General features: G+C 72.7%; 10 protein-coding genes. 7 read left to right on the top strand and 3 right to left on the bottom strand.

Features of this window, described 5'->3' with window-relative positions:
* Nucleotides 1-27 precede the first annotated feature (27 nt).
* A complete protein-coding gene (locus AC0QU1_RS02305) occupies nt 28-1467 on the bottom strand; it encodes an APC family permease (protein ID WP_483574045.1) in 1440 nt (479 codons plus the stop codon).
* Between the two features lie 234 nt (nt 1468-1701).
* Between AC0QU1_RS02305 and AC0QU1_RS02310 the strand changes: the two genes are divergently transcribed.
* From AC0QU1_RS02310 to AC0QU1_RS02340, 7 genes are all read left to right on the top strand, one after another.
* On the top strand, nt 1702-3288 hold the full coding sequence (locus AC0QU1_RS02310; RefSeq protein ID WP_483574046.1) for a sugar ABC transporter ATP-binding protein: 1587 nt from the start codon (nt 1702-1704) through the stop codon (nt 3286-3288).
* Complete coding sequence (locus AC0QU1_RS02315) at nt 3285-4433, top strand: ABC transporter permease (protein WP_483574047.1); 1149 nt, start codon at nt 3285-3287, stop codon at nt 4431-4433. The genes AC0QU1_RS02310 and AC0QU1_RS02315 overlap by 4 nt, the downstream gene beginning before the upstream one ends.
* The gene (locus AC0QU1_RS02320) at nt 4430-5491 is read left to right on the top strand and encodes an ABC transporter permease (protein ID WP_483574048.1); all 1062 of its coding nucleotides are present in this window, start codon (nt 4430-4432) and stop codon (nt 5489-5491) included. The genes AC0QU1_RS02315 and AC0QU1_RS02320 overlap by 4 nt, the downstream gene beginning before the upstream one ends.
* A gap of 11 nt (nt 5492-5502) precedes the next feature.
* On the top strand, nt 5503-6519 hold the full coding sequence (rhaS, locus tag AC0QU1_RS02325) for a rhamnose ABC transporter substrate-binding protein (RefSeq protein WP_483574049.1): 1017 nt from the start codon (nt 5503-5505) through the stop codon (nt 6517-6519).
* A gap of 209 nt (nt 6520-6728) precedes the next feature.
* A complete protein-coding gene (gene rhaI / locus AC0QU1_RS02330; RefSeq protein WP_483574050.1) occupies nt 6729-7904 on the top strand; it encodes an L-rhamnose isomerase in 1176 nt (391 codons plus the stop codon).
* Nucleotides 7901-9985, top strand: a complete 2085-nt coding sequence (locus tag AC0QU1_RS02335; protein WP_483574051.1) for a bifunctional aldolase/short-chain dehydrogenase — start codon at nt 7901-7903, stop codon at nt 9983-9985. Before rhaI ends, AC0QU1_RS02335 begins: the two co-directional genes overlap by 4 nt.
* Nucleotides 9986-10136: 151 nt before the next feature.
* Nucleotides 10137-11609: a rhamnulokinase gene (locus tag AC0QU1_RS02340; protein WP_483574052.1), complete on the top strand. Its 1473-nt coding sequence runs from the start codon at nt 10137-10139 to the stop codon at nt 11607-11609.
* A 297-nt stretch (nt 11610-11906) separates the two neighbouring features.
* Here the strand turns inward: AC0QU1_RS02340 and AC0QU1_RS02345 are convergent, their stop codons facing one another.
* Nucleotides 11907-13307 (bottom strand): substrate-binding domain-containing protein, encoded by a 1401-nt coding sequence (locus AC0QU1_RS02345; RefSeq protein ID WP_483574053.1) that lies wholly within the window; start codon nt 13305-13307, stop codon nt 11907-11909.
* On the bottom strand, nt 13304-15232 hold the full coding sequence (locus AC0QU1_RS02350) for a heparinase II/III domain-containing protein (RefSeq protein WP_483574054.1): 1929 nt from the start codon (nt 15230-15232) through the stop codon (nt 13304-13306). The genes AC0QU1_RS02345 and AC0QU1_RS02350 overlap by 4 nt, the downstream gene beginning before the upstream one ends.
* Nucleotides 15233-15245: the final 13 nt, after the last annotated feature.

The following is a 15245-nucleotide window of genomic DNA, read 5'->3' on the forward strand; positions in this document are numbered from 1 at the left end:
TGACCACCCGCTACGGATCGAGATGCCTCAGTTCACGCCGCCCTCGCGTTCGCTGATCGCGTCGAGGTCGGTGATCTCGGTGGGGTCGGGGCGGTTGAACGCCCAGGTGATGAACCACAGGACCACGCCGATGAGCAGGAGCCAGCCCGCGATCTGGTACTGGAGCGGGTCGCGTCCGGTCCATGGTCCGACGAAGAACGCGCAGAGCAGCGCGCCCAGGATGGGCAGGATGGTCGGGGCCACGAAGTGGTTCCGCTCCACGGTGTTGCTGCGCAGCTTGAGCACCGCGACGTTCACGATGGTGAACACCGCGAGCAGCAGGAGCGACGTGGTGCCGCCCAGCGCCGCGATGACGCTGGCCTCCTCCTGCAGCGTCACGAGCACGATGAGCCCGAACGCGATCAGGGTGGTGAACAGGATCGCCCCGGTCGGCGTCCGCCGCCGCGGTGAGACCCGCCCGAGGAACGGCGGCAGCACCCGCTGCTTGGCCATGCCGTACAGCAGACGCGAGGCCATCAGCATGTTGATCAGCGCCGAGTTGGCGACGGCGAAGATCGTGATGAACGGGTAGATGGCGCCGATGGGGAAGCCGGGCAGCGCCCGCTCGACCACGAGCGTGAGTGGCGTCTCGCTGTCGCCGAGCTCGCCGACCGGCACGATCGCCACCGTGAAGATCGCGACCAGCACGTAGATGACCCCGGTGATGCTGATGCCGGTGATCATGATGCGGGGGAAGTTCTTCACCGGGTCGTGCGTCTCCTCGGCCATGTTGACGGCGTCCTCGAAGCCGACCATCGCGAAGAAGGCGAGCGACGTCGCTGTCGTCACGGCGAGGAAGGCGGACTTGTCGTCCGGGCTGTCGAACACGATCACGCGACTGAAGTCGGCCTGCCCGCCGAACGCGGCGAAGAACCCGACCAGGATGATGAAGAGCAGGCCGGAGAGCTCGACGAGCGTGAGCACGATGTTGGCCTTCACCGACTCGCCGACGCCGCGCAGGTTCACCAGCGCGACCAGGGCCATGAAGACCAGCGCGACGCCGACGACGGCCCAGGTGTTGGGCTCGTCGAAACCGAACCCTGCGAAGAGGTTGGCCCCGACGGCCCGCGCGGCGGTCGACGCGGAGGTGATGCCGGAGCACATCACGGTGAAGCACACCATGAACGTGAGGAAGTGGACGCCGAACGCCTTGTGCGTGTAGAGCGCGGCGCCCGCGGCCTGCGGGTACTTGGTGACCAGCTCCAGGTACGAGAACGCGGTGATGAGGGCGACGGCGAAGGCGATGATGAACGGCGCCCATGCCGCACCACCGACCTCGGCGGCGACGTCCCCCGTCAGGGCGTACACGCCGGTCCCGAGGATGTCCCCGATGATGAAGAGCAGGAGGAGCCGGGGCCCCATGACCCGCTTGAGCTCCGTCGGTTCCTCGCCGAGGGCGGCACGCCCGTCGGCAACAGGCTGGGTCATGGTGGCACCTCCGTGACGTGCGGTGGGCAAGTTCACCCCTGAATGAACCAAGAGTTCCCTATTCGGCCATGTCACGGCAACGTTTGTGTTGCGCACGGGTCTCGGGTCTTGACGCCCTCACCTGCTGCGACTAGCGTCCCGGGTACGGCTTTTAACGATTCAATACCGCCCCGGTCCAGCCGGGGCGCCGCCTCGCGGTCACCGCCGACCGCCCGCACAGCTCGACGGAGAGACATGCCGAACGCCGCACCGACGCTGCGCCTGGAGGGGGTCGCCAAGTCCTTCGGGCCGGTCGCCGCGCTCAGATCGGGCACCCTGACCGTGCACCCGGGCAGCATCCACGCCCTCGTCGGAGAGAACGGCGCGGGCAAGTCCACGCTGGTCAAGATCGTGGGCGGGGTGCACCGGCGGGACGCGGGCACGTTCGAGCTGGACGGCACGCCGCGCGACTTCGCAGGCCCCGCCGAGGCCAAGGCCGCCGGCGTCGCCGTGATCCACCAGGAGCCCGTGAGCTTCCCGGACCTGACGGTCACCGAGAACATCTTTCTCGGCCGCGAGCCGCTCGACCGGTTCCGGCGGATCGACCGCCGTGCCATGCGGGCCGGCGCCCGCGCCCTCTTCCGGGACCTCGGCGTCGACCTCGACCCCGACCGTCCGGCGGAGGGTCTGTCCATCGCGGACCAGCAGATCGTCGAGATCGCCAAGGCAATCTCCCTGGACGCCCGCCTCCTGGTCATGGACGAGCCGACGGCGGCGCTGAGCGCCGTCGAGGTCCGCCGCCTGTTCGCCGTCGCCAGGGGCCTGCGCGACGCCGGCCGCGCCGTCGTCTTCATCTCGCACCGCCTCGACGAGGTGGCCGACCTCTGCGACACCGTCACCGTCATGCGCGACGGCGAGCACGTCTCGACCGACGCCGTCGCCGACGTCACGCCCGACGAGCTGGTGCGGCGCATGGTGGGCCGCGCGGTCTCCGACCTCTACCCCAAGGTGCCGAGCACACCAGGCGAGGTGGTGCTGCGGGTCGAGGGGCTGGAGTCCACCGGCACCTTCCACGACGTGTCGTTCGAGGTGCGGGCCGGCGAGATCGTCGGGCTGGCGGGCCTGGTCGGTGCCGGGCGCAGCGAGATCGCGCGGGCGGTGTTCGGCGTGGACCGGTACACCGCCGGCCGCGTCGTCGTCGGCGGGCGGAGCCTGCGACCCGGTGACCCGGCGGCGGCCATCGCGGCGGGCCTGGCCCTGGTCCCGGAGGACCGGCGGCTCCAGGGCCTGGTCACCGAGTCGTCGGTCGCCAGCAACGTCTCGTCGGTATCGCGGAGCCGCCTGGCCCGCCTCGGCATCCTGCTGCCCGACGCCGAAGCGCGCCTCGCGCGCGACTGGTCCGGCCGGCTCGCGGTGAAGGCCGGGGCGCTGGACGCGCCCGCCACCACCATGAGCGGCGGCAACCAGCAGAAGGTCGTGCTGGCGAAGTGGCTGGCCACCGGCCCGAAGGTGCTGATGGTCGACGAGCCGACCCGCGGCATCGACGTCGGCACCAAGGCCGAGGTGCACCGGCTGCTGTCCACGCTGGCCGCCGAGGGGCTGGCCGTCCTGATGATCTCGTCCGAGCTGCCGGAGGTACTGGGTATGGCCGACCGCGTGCTCGTGGTCCGCGAGGGGCGCATCGTCGCCGAGATGAGCCGGGCGGAGGCGGACCCGGAGGCCGTGATGCGCGCAGCGACGCCGGGGGCGTCGGGCGCCCCGTCCGAGGAGGGGCCGGGTGCGACCGAGGCCCCGTCCGGCACCGCATCCCCGGGCACGGCCGGACGGGACGGTGCGGCATGAGCACCCTCCTCCGCCGTCGCGAGGCCGGCATCGCCCTCGCCCTCCTCATCGTGATCGGCGTGACCACCGCGGTCCAGCCCGGCTTCCTGCTCAGCGCGGGCGGCTGGCGCGACCTGCTGCTCACGCCCGCGATCCTCGTGGTGCTCGCCGTGGGCCAGGCGGTGGTGATCATCACGCGCAACGTGGACCTGTCCGTCGGATCGGTGCTGGGCCTGACTGCCTACCTCACCGGCTGGCTGTTCATCGAGGCGCCGGGCCTGCCGACCGCCGTGGTGGCGCTGGCCGCGATCGCGGCCGGGACGGTGCTGGGCCTGGTCAACGGGGTGGTCGTGGCGTTCGCCCGGGTACCGGCCCTGGTCATCACGCTCGGCACCCTGTACGTCTACCGCGGGGTGACGCTGACCTGGGCGGGCAGCGACCGGATCGACGCGGGCGACATGCCGCGCGGCTTCCTCGCCCTGGGCACGCGGCAGGTGCTGGGCGTGCCCGTGCTGACCATCGTGGCCGCCGTCGTCCTCGTGGCCGTTGGCTACTACATGTACACCGCGCGCGGTGGGCGGCAGCTCTACGCCATCGGGTCCGACCCCGACGCCGCCGCGCTGCAGGGCCTGGCTGTCCGACGTCGGCTGCTGGGTGCGTTCGCGCTGGGCGGGGCCCTCGCCGGGCTGGCCGGCGTGATGTTCGCGGCCCGCTATGGCACCGTGTCCTCGGGTGCAGGCACCGGCATGGAGCTGCAGGTCGTGGGCGCCGTGGTGGTGGGCGGCGTCGCGATCTTCGGCGGCAGCGGCACCGTGGCCGGCGCGGCGCTCGGCGCGATGCTGCTGCTCACCATCAACCGGGCCCTGCCCGTCGTGGGCATCCCCGACTTCTGGCAGCGCGCCGTGGTGGGCGCGCTCATCATCGGCGCCATCGCGCTGGACCGGGTGCTCGCGACCCGCCGCTCGCGCCGGCTGGCCGCCGAACGAGATGCCGGTCCCCCGGACGCGGGCCCGCCGGATGCCGGTCACCCGCATCCGAGGCCGGACGGCACCGCCCCGCCGGACGCAGGCCCGGACGCCGTCGGCCCGGCCGGCTCAGCCCCGGCCAGTGGCGCAGACCCGGCCGACGGCGCCGGCCCGACCCACCGCGAGGAGGCGACCGCATGAGGACCCACGCCCGCCCGTGGTGGCAGCGCGTGCTGCTCACCCGCGAGATGCTGACCATCGGGATCCTCGTCGTGGCCTGGGTGGTCGCCGCCTCGGTGGTGCGCGGCTTCGACGGCCCGCTCACCATCACCTACCTGGTGCTCGACGTCGCCCCCGTGCTGCTCATCGCCCTGCCCATGACCCTGATCATCGCGACGGGCGAGATCGACCTGTCGGTCGCGTCCGTCGTAGGACTCTCCAGCGTGACGTTCGGGCTCCTGCACCGGTCCGGGTTCGACCTGTGGCCGGCCCTGCTGGTGTCGGTGCTGCTCGGAGCGGTGTGCGGGGCGGTCAACGGGGCGCTCGTCGCGTACGTGGGCCTGCCGTCCCTCGCGGTCACCATCGGTTCGCTCGCCCTCTACCGCGGCCTCGCCGTCGGCCTGCTGGGTACGACGGCGGTCACCGACTTCCCCGAGGCCTGGACCGACGGCGCCACCGCGAACCTGGGCGAGTCGCCCTACCCGGTGATCACGCTCGGGCTCGTGCTGCTGATCGGCGTGTTCGCCGTGCTGCTGCACGCCACGCCGTTCGGCCGGAACGTGCTGGACATCGGCCGCAGCAGCGAGGCCGCGCGGTTCTCCGGCGTCGACGTCAAGCGGACCCTGCTGATCCTGTTCGTGCTGTCCGGGGTGGTGTCGGCGCTCGCGGGCGTCTACTACACGCTCCGGTACGGCAGCGCCCGCGGCGACAACGCGACCGGCCTGGAGCTGCAGGTGGTCGCGGCGGTGCTGCTCGGCGGGGTGTCGATCTTCGGCGGACGCGGCGCGATCCACGGCGTGGTCGCGGGCGTGCTGCTCATCGGCGTGCTCGGCAGCGCGCTGCGGCTGGAGAGCGTCACCGTCAACGTCATCAACATCGTGATCGGCACGGCTCTGGTCGTGTCGGTGGTCGCACCGCGGTTCGCGGGCGGCCTCAGTGTCCGACGGCGGAGCACCGCCCCACCCCCCGAGCCCCCTCGCGTCAGTGCGGGGGCTTACGAGGACCCCGATGGCGGCTCCGCCGTCGGCCAAGGAACCTAGGGAGACGAACGATGAAGTTCACATCTGTGCTCGCGGCCGGCACGGCCGCCGTGCTGGCGCTGGGGCTGACCGCCTGTGGCTCCGGAGGCGACGGCGGGGGTGGCGGCGGCACCGAGGACGTCAGCATCACCATGCTGCCCAAGAACCTGGGCAACCCGTACTTCGAGGCGTCGACGGCGGGGGCGCAGGAGGCGGCGGAGGAGCTCGGCGTCACCGTGGAGGAGGTGGGGCCGGACGCCGCCTCGCCGGACGCCCAGGTGCCGTTCATCAACACCGCCGCCCAGCAGGGCGTGAGTGCGCTGGTCGTGTCGGCCAACGACCCGACCGCGATCGGCGACGCGCTGGAGGAGGCCCGTTCGGCGGGCACCAAGGTGGTCACGTTCGACTCGGACACCGAGCCGCAGTTCCGCGACCTGTTCGTCAACCAGGCCTCCGCCGAGGGCATCGCGGACAAGCAGCTCGAGCTGATCTCCGACCAGATCGGCGGTGCGGGCGAGATCGCGATCCTCTCGGCGTCGGCCAACGCGACCAACCAGAACGCGTGGATCGCGCTCATGGAGGAGAAGCTCGCGTCCGACTACCCGGACATCGAGCTGGTCGAGACCGTGTACGGCGACGACGACGACCAGACCTCGTTCGACAAGACGGCGGCGCTGCTGCAGTCGCACCCGGACCTCAAGGGCGTCGTCTCGCCCACGACCGTCGGTATCGCGGCGGCCGCGCGCTACGTGTCGACGTCGGAGTACAAGGGCAAGGTGGCGGTGACCGGCCTCGGCACGCCGAACCAGATGCGCGAGTACGTCGAGGACGGCACGGTCGAGGCGTTCGCGCTGTGGAACCCGACCGACCTGGGCTACCTGGCGACGCAGGCGGCGGCCGCGCTCGCGGCGGGCGACATCACGGGCGAGGAGGGCGACACCTTCGAGGCCGGCCGCCTGGGCGAGTTCACGGTGGGTGCCGACGGCGAGGTGCTCCTGGGCGAGCCGTTCGTCTACGACGAGACCAACATCGCGGACTTCGACTTCTGACCGCTCGCCTGGTAGCGGGGCCCGAGCGGCCCCGGGTGGTCGGTAAAAGGCCAGGTGATCGGCAACTCGGAATGCCGATCACCTGACCTTTTACCGACTACACCCCCAACCTCGACCACACAGCCTTGACCAGTCGGCGGGGGCGGCATAGGGTTTCAGTGAATCGTTTCAAGGTGCGCACGAGGGTGTGCGCGGAGAGGGAGGACGCCATGGCGGCATCCACACGTGTCGAGGCGGCCAAGGCAGCGCTCCGGCAGCAGACGATCGAGCTGCCGTCGTGGGCCTTCGGCAACTCGGGCACGAGGTTCAAGGTCTTCAGCCAGCCGGGCGTGCCCCGCGACCCCTTCGAGAAGCTCGCCGACGCCGCCCAGGTGCACCGGTACACCGGCGTCGCCCCCCGGGTGAGCCTGCACATCCCGTGGGACCTCGTCGACGACTTCGGGGCGCTGGCCCGGCACGCCGAGGACCTGGGCGTGCAGATCGGCATGATCAACTCGAACGTCTTCCAGGACGAGGACTTCATGCTGGGCTCGCTCGCGCACCCCGACCCGCGCGTCCGCGCCAAGGCGGTCGACCACCACAAGCAGTGCATCGACGTCATGCGGGCCACGGGGTCGAAGGACCTCAAGGTCTGGCTCTCGGACGGCCTCAACTACCCCGGCCAGGACTCGATCCGGGCCCGCCAGGACCGGATCGCCGAGTCGCTCGCCGAGATCTACGCGGCGCTCGACGACGACCAGCACATGGTGCTGGAGTACAAGTTCTTCGAGCCCGCGTTCTACGTGACCGACGTCCCGGACTGGGGCACGTCCCTGCTGCACGTCATGGCGCTGGGCGACCGGGCCAAGGTGGTGCTCGACACCGGCCACCACGCCCCCGGCACCAACATCGAGTTCATCGTGGCGCAGCTCCTGCGCCAGGGCCGCCTGGGCGCCTTCGACTTCAACAGCCGCTTCTACGCCGACGACGACCTCATGGTCGGTGCCGCCGACCCGTTCCAGCTCTTCCGGATCATGCACGAGATCGTCTCCGTGGGAGCGCATGCCCCCGACAGCGGGGTCAACTTCATGCTCGACCAGTGCCACAACATCGAGCCGAAGATCCCGGCCCAGATCCGGTCCGTGATGAACGTCCAGGAGGCGACGGCAAAGGCGCTGCTCGTCGACGCCGAGGCCCTCGCGGCGGCCCAGCGGTCGGGCGACGTGCTCGGCGCGCACGCCGTGCTCATGGACGCCTACGACACCGACGTCCGGCCGCTCGTCGCGCAGGTGCGCGAGGAGCAGGGCCTGGACCCGAACCCGACGGCGGCCTACGCGGCGTCGGGCTATGCCGAGAAGATCGCGAGCGAGCGCGTCGGTGGCGCGCAGGCGGGATGGGGAGCATGAACGACGTCGTCGAGGCCGGTGCGGCCGGTGTGGTCCAGGACCTGGTGAGCCGGTCGAACCGGCTGGGCTCCGACCCGCGGGTGACCAACTACGCGGGCGGCAACACGTCCGCGAAGGGGACCGGCACCGATCCCGTGACGGGTGAGCCTGTGGAGCTGCTGTGGGTCAAGGGCTCCGGCGGCGACCTCGGCACGCTCACCGAGCGGGGCCTTGCCGTGCTGCGGCTGGACCGGATGCGCGCCCTCGTGGACGTGTACCCGGGTGAGGAACACGAGGACGAGATGGTCGCCGCGTTCGACTACTGCCTGCACGGCAAGGGCGGTGCCGCGCCGTCGATCGACACCGCCATGCACGGCCTGGTCGACGCGCCCCACGTGGACCACCTGCACCCTGATGCCGGCATCGCGATCGCCGCCGCGGCCGACGGCGAGGCGCTCACCCGCGAGATCTTCGGCGACGAGGTCGTGTGGGTGCCGTGGCGCCGGCCGGGCTTCCAGCTCGGCCTCGACATCGCGGCCATCAAGGCGGCGAACCCGCAGGCGGTCGGGTGCATCCTGGGCGGGCACGGCATCACCGCCTGGGGCGACACCTCGGCCGAGGCCGAGGAGCGGTCGCTCGGGATCATCCGGCGGGCCGAGGAGTTCATCGCGGCCCGCGCTGCGGCCCGGGGCGTACATCCGTTTGGGTCCCCGCGGCCCGGTTACGAGGCGTTGCCCGACGACGAGCGGCGGGCCCGTGCGGCCGCGCTCGCGCCGGTGATCCGGGGGCTGGCGAGCCTCGACGCGCCGCAGGTGGGCCACTTCACCGACTCCGACGTCGTGCTGGACTTCCTGGCGCGTGAGCGGCTGCTGCCGCTGGCCGAGCTGGGCACCTCGTGCCCGGACCATTTTCTGCGGACCAAGGTGAAGCCGCTGGTGGTCGACGTCCCGACGTCGGCGACGGTGGAGGAGACCGTGGCCGCGCTGCGGGCCGCGCACGAGGCCTACCGCGCGGACTACGCCGCCTACTACGAGCGGGGTGCGGCCGCCGCGCGGGCGCGCGGTGAGGAGCCGCCCGCGATGCGCGGCGCGGACCCGGCGATCGTGCTGGTTCCCGGCGTCGGCATGTTCTCGTACGGGCGGAACAAGCAGACGGCGCGCGTGGCCGGCGAGTTCTACGTCAACGCGATCAACGTGATGCGCGGTGCGGAGACGGTCTCGACCTATGCGCCGATCGCGGAGGCCGAGAAGTTCCGCATCGAGTACTGGGCCCTGGAGGAGGCGAAGCTGCGGCGCATGCCCGCGCCCAAGCCGCTGGCGACCAGGGTCGCCCTGGTGACCGGGGCGGCGTCGGGCATCGGCAAGGCGATCGCGACGCGGCTCGCCGCCGAAGGCGCGTGCGTGGTGGTCGCGGACCTGGACGCGGGGAAGGCGGCGGAGGTGGCGGCCGAGCTCGGCTCGGCCGATGTCGCCGTCGGTGTGGCCGCTGATGTGTCGTCGGAGGCGGCCGTGCGGGCCGCGGTGCGGGAGGCGGTGCTGGCGTTCGGCGGGGTCGACCTCGTGGTGAACAACGCCGGGCTGTCCCTGTCCCGGTCGCTGTTCGAGACCACCGAGGCCGACTGGGACCTGCAGCACAACGTCATGGCCAAGGGGTCGTTCCTGGTTTCACGTGAAGCCGGGCGGGTGCTCGTGGAGCAGGGAATGGGCGGCGACATCGTCTACATCTCCTCGAAGAACTCGGTCTTCGCGGGCCCGAACAACATCGCCTACTCCGCGACCAAGGCCGACCAGGCGCACCAGGTGCGGCTGCTGGCGGCCGAGCTGGGCGAGCACGGGATCCGCGTGAACGGCGTGAACCCGGACGGCGTGGTGCGCGGGTCGGGCATCTTCGCCGGCGGGTGGGGCGCGCAGCGGGCGGCCGTCTACGGGGTGCCGGAGGAGAAGCTCGGCGAGTTCTACGCCCAGCGCACGCTGCTCAAGCGCGAGGTGCTGCCCGAGAACGTGGCCGCCGCCGTCTTCGCGCTGTGCACCGCGGACTTCTCGCACACGACGGGCCTGCACGTCCCCGTGGACGCGGGCGTGGCAGCGGCGTTCCTGCGATGACTACCTCTGCGGAGCTGTGCTGGTGTCGACCATGCGGTTGCTCGGGACGATGCGGTCGCTCGGCATCGGGGGGTTGCTCGGCATCGTGCGGTTGCTCGAGAAGGGCGGCGCCGCTTCCGCAGGGGGCGCACGACCGTCGGGGTGAGCCGCGGTGAGCCGGGCGGGGTTTGTTGCCGTCGACCTCGGGGCGACGTCGGGCCGGGTGATGCTCGGTGTGCTCGACGGCGGACGGGTCGAGCTGGTCGAGTGCGGCCGGTTCCCGAACGGTCCCGTGGACTCCGGCGACGGCCTGCGCTGGGACATCGAGACGTTGTGGGCCGGGATTCTCGACGGGCTGCGCTCAGCGGGCGTCCTGGCGGGCACGGCCGGGGTCGAGGTCCGCGGGATCGGCGTGGACTCGTGGGCGATCGACCACGGGCTGCTCGGCCCCGACGGCAAGCTCGTGGGGGACCCGTGGTGCTACCGGGACGCCCGGACCGAGGGCGTCGCGGACGGCGTCTACGAGCGGATCCCCTTCGCCGAACACTATGCCGTGAACGGCCTGCAGCACCTGCCGTTCACCACGGAGTTCCAGCTTGTGGCGGGGGCCGACGGCGGGCCGGGCTCGGCCGAGTGGGCACACGCCGCTCGGCTGCTGCTCGTGCCCGACCTGATCACGTACCGGCTGACCGGGCGGCAGGCCGCCGAGGTGACGAACGCGTCGACGACGGGACTGCTGGACGCGCGGTCGCGGACCTGGGCCTCCGGCCTCCTGGACCGGCTGGGTGCCGAGTACCCCGGGCTCGCCGGGCTGGGCGAGCTGCTCCCCGAGCTCGTGGAGCCCGGCACGCCGGTCGGCCCCCTGACGGACGCAGTGCGGTCCGTGACGGGCCTCGGCCCGGTCCCGGTGTTCGCCGTGGCCTCCCACGACACCGCGTCCGCCGTCGTCGGCACGCCCCTGCCGGACGACGGGGCCGCCGCCTACATCTCGTCGGGGACCTGGTCCCTGGTCGGGGTGGAGCTGCCCGGACCCGTGCTCACCGACGCGAGCCGCGCGGCGAACTTCACCAACGAGCTCGGCGTCGACGGCACCGTCCGGTACCTGCGGAACGTCATGGGCCTGTGGGTCCTGGACGAGTGCGTCCGGGAGTGGACGGCGGACGCCGCGCGGGGCGGAGGCCCTCCGGTCGATCTCGGCGTGCTGCTGAGCGAGGCAGCGGCCGAGCCGGGCGGCCGGTGCCTGGTCGACGTGGACGGCGACGAGTTCCTGGCCCCCGGCGACATGCCGGCCCGCGTGCGTGCGGCGATCCGGCGGTCCGGGGCCGACGTCCCCGACACCCGGGCAGCGCTGGCGCGGGTGGTGCTGGACAGCCTCGCGGACGCGTACGCCCGCGTGGTCCGGCAGGCCGGCGAGCTGGCCGGGACGGAGATCCGCGCCGTGCACGTGGTGGGCGGCGGCTCGCGGAACGAGCTGCTCAACCGGCTCACGGCAGAGGCGACCGGGCTTCCGGTGATCGTGGGGCCCGCCGAGGCGACTGCGCTCGGCAACGTCCTGGTCCAGGCGCGTGCGTCCGGCGCCGGGCCACGGACGCTCGCCGGCCTGCGGGCCGTGGCTCGCGACAGCACGGACCTGCGCACGTTCTGACCCGAGTCCAGGGAGGGCCAGGCCATCGGACAGCGACGTTCGGCGGTCCGGTACGGCGGGGTCCGGTGCACGGGCCAGAGCTGGCGAGTCGGAGCTGGCGAGTCAGAGTTGCGGGGTAGGGCGCGGGGAAATGCCCGCCGCGAGGGTGTGTTGCGTGCAGTGGACAACGTGCACTCTGCGCAACACACCCACCGGAGCGAGTCTTTCCCCCCGGCTCGCGGGTAGCTACCGCTTGGTGTCCACGTTGGTGTTTACGCGCGGTGCCACCCGCTGTTTGCGCGCGGCGCCACTCGGTGTTTATGCGCGGGCGCCACTCGATGCGCGCACGACCAGGTGGGCGTTCAGCTCGACGCGGTGCACCGGGCGGCCGTGTGGGGCGTCGTCCGCGCCGTTGCCGTGGTTCTCCCCGCTGCCGGCCCCGAGCCGTCGTGTCAGGAGCTCCACGGCGCCCGCGCCGATCGCGGCCTTGGGTGGCCGGACCGCGGTGAGCGGGGGGTCGGCCAGGCCGGCCACCTCGTCGTCGTAGGCGACGACCGCAAGGTCCGCCGGCACCCGCACACCGCGCTCCTGCGCCTGCTCCACCAGCGAGATCGCCTCCCGGTCGGAGTGTACGAGCAGCGCCGTCGCCCCCGCCTCTGCCCACTTGTCCAGCACGGCGGCGGCTTCGCCGGCCCAGCCGGCGTCGGACAGCGGCACCGTCTCCAGGTCCAGCACGACGTCGAGTCCCAGCTCGTCCGCGACCGTGAGGAAACCGCGGCGGACGGCGGCCGACGTCGGGCTGGTCCGCGACGTCACCAGCCCCACCCGCCGGTGCCCACGCTCCGCGATGTGCCGCGCCGCCATCCCGGAACCCAGCGCATGGTCGGTGGCGACCGACTCCAGCGGCTCGCGGTACGGCCCCGCCGACAGCCGCCGCTCCATCAGCACGACCGGCAGGTTCAGGCCGGCGAGCCACTCGCCCAGCTCGGCGGCGTCGGGCCCGTCGACCGGTGGCGCCACGAGCAGGCCGTCCACGCCGTGGCCGCCGTCGTCCCCGATGAGCGCCGTGACCTGCCGTCGCACCTGATCCACGTCGTACGACGCGCCGCGCAGGATCAGCCGCGCCGCCCCGTGCGCTGCGCTGCGCGCGCCCCGGATCACCTCGGGCCAGTAGTAGTCGAGCGACGGCACGACCATGCCGATCGTGAGCTGTCCGGTGTCGGCGGGCCTCGTCCTGGGCATGCCGATGCCGGTCGTCGCGCCGGTGCTCAGGCCGGCTGATCTTGTACCGGCTGATCCTGTGTCGGCCGCCCCTGTGCTGGCTGATCCTGTGCCGGCCAGTCCCGCGCCTGCCGCTGCCCTGCCTGCCGCTCCGGTGCCCGCCATGCCGGCTCCGCCCATGCCGGCTCCGCCCATGCCGGCTCCGCCCAGGTCCGCGTCGGCCGGCCGCGCGCTTGCCACTCCGGCGTCGGCGAAGCCCGCGCCAGTCACGCCCGTGCCACCCGCTCCCGGGCCGGCCTCGCGGGCCGGGATCCGGGCGCCGCCGTGCACCTTCTCCAGCGTGCCGTCGGCCACGAGCAGGGCGAGGTCGCGGCGCACGGTCACGGGCGTCACCCCGAGCACGCGCGACAGATCGCTCACCCGAGCCGACCCGGTCTCCCGTACGCGTGCGACCAGGCGCGCCCGACGCTCGCTCGGCAGCGGCGCTTCCTCCGTCATGCAGCCTCCTGCGGTCGCGACCCGACGGGCCTCGGGGTCGTGGGTCTCGAAGTGGTGGGTCTCATCGTCACTCGGAATGTGCCCGACGGTGGCTCTGCGCGCGCTGTGAGCCGCAGCCGCGTCAGATGTTCACCCCAGACGTCGGACAGCTCCGGGTCGTCCAGCACACGCACGTCGAGCTCGGCGTCGACGGCCTCAGGATCCCAGGTCAGAGCCAGAGCGCGGCCGGGCCCGGAGTCCGGTTCGTCGGTGCTGTCTGGCGTGAACTGGACGACCGCTCGGCCCGAGGCAAGCGCGACCTCACCCGCGAGCAGCCAGTGCCAGGCGGTCCGCCCTCCGGCCTCGGATGGGTTCGAGAAGGACCAGGAGTCCTCGACGGTCACCGCCTCGGCTGCCGGGTCCAGCGTGACCTCCCGCCACCAGTGCTCCAACCCGTCCACGGGATAGGCCCCGGCCAGGTCGAGCCGCGCCGACCAGCCGTCGGTTGTCCCGCTGACGGTCGTCCCGCCGTCCGACACCTCGAAGCCCCGCGCCGCGAACTCCGGACCCGGCGCCTGTTCCACTCCGCGCACCCGGGGGACGTTGTGCCAGTCGCCGCGGACCGCCCACAGCTCGTACCGGTCCGGTCCGAAGGTCCCGGCACGGTAGGTCGGCTTGCCCGCGTCGACCACGACGGGCACGCCGTCGAGCGCCACGATGACCGAGCCGACGTCCACGTGGTTGTGGTTCTCGCCGTTGTGGCCGCCTTTGACCGACACCACGACACCGCGCTCGGACCCGGCGGCGGAACGCGCGACGGCCACCCCCGTCGTCGGGAAGAAGGCGCGGCCCACCAGCGGTGTGGTCGAGGCGGGGGCGTCGGCCCATCCGGCGTCCGCCAGCATGCGGACCGCGCGCGGGAGGGAGGCGCGCTCGTCGAACAGCCCGCCCGGCCGCCCGCGGTACGACGCCGCGTGCCGCGCGGCGTCCGCGTCGCCGACGCGCACGGCCCAGCCGTGCAGCACGTTCCAGGGCCAGGTCGCGATCGGCCGTGCCGGTCCGTCGGCGACGTTGACGTACCAGTCGCCGCCGAGATGCATGGTGTGCGGGAAGGCCACGGTGGCGCGGATCCGGTCCAGCGCCTCGGGTTCGGGCTCGATCCCGGCGAACCCCAGCAGGTCCTGCGCCTCGAGGGCCCTGGCGGCACCCTGCCACCAGTAGTGGTAGCCCTCGTCCACCCCGCCGTCGGAGGGCAGGGACGCCCAGTAGGCGGCGATCCCGTGCGCGACGAGCGCCGTGACAGCCCAACGCCGACCGGGGTCCTCCTCCAGCGCGAGGTTCGCGGCCAGCACGTTGCCCTGGATCCAGGGGCTCCAGTTCATGATCGGGTGGCCGGCGCCGAGCCACCACCAGTCGCGCCGGTCCGTGAAGGGCCGCAGCACCCGGGTCCGCGCCTCCTGCCGGATGCGCCAGCGCACGCCGGGGGCGCGCTCGTCGAGCGCCGGTCCGAGCAGATGGTCGATCCAGGCGAGCTGTGCGGCGACCTCGCCCGCGCCGAGGTCGAGGTACGGCTCGGTGACGGTGGGCGTGATGCGGCCGAAGCGGGCGAACGTGTCGTCGTGCGCCGCCCAGCACCAGGTCGACTGCTCGCACAGCAGCAGCACGCCGTCGACCACCTCGTCGATCCGGTCGGCACTCGGGTCGAGCAACGCGGCCAGCGTGGCGCGGGTCAGGCGCGCATGGCGTGCGGCGACGTGCGCCTCGTAGACCGTGCGGTCGCCGTCGCGGAAGAACCTGGCGTACTGCGAGGCGAGGGTCTGCGGCCAGGGGGTGCCGCGCTCGGCGTCGGCGGCCGCGAGCGTGGGTGCCAGAGCCTCGGCCACGCGGTCGGCGGCCCAGAAGCCCCGGTCCGTGACGTCGGGCGCGGGCAGCGGCGCTGCTGACACGTGCACACCTCCT

The sequence above is a fragment of the Promicromonospora noduliphila genome (genome assembly GCF_056951025.1).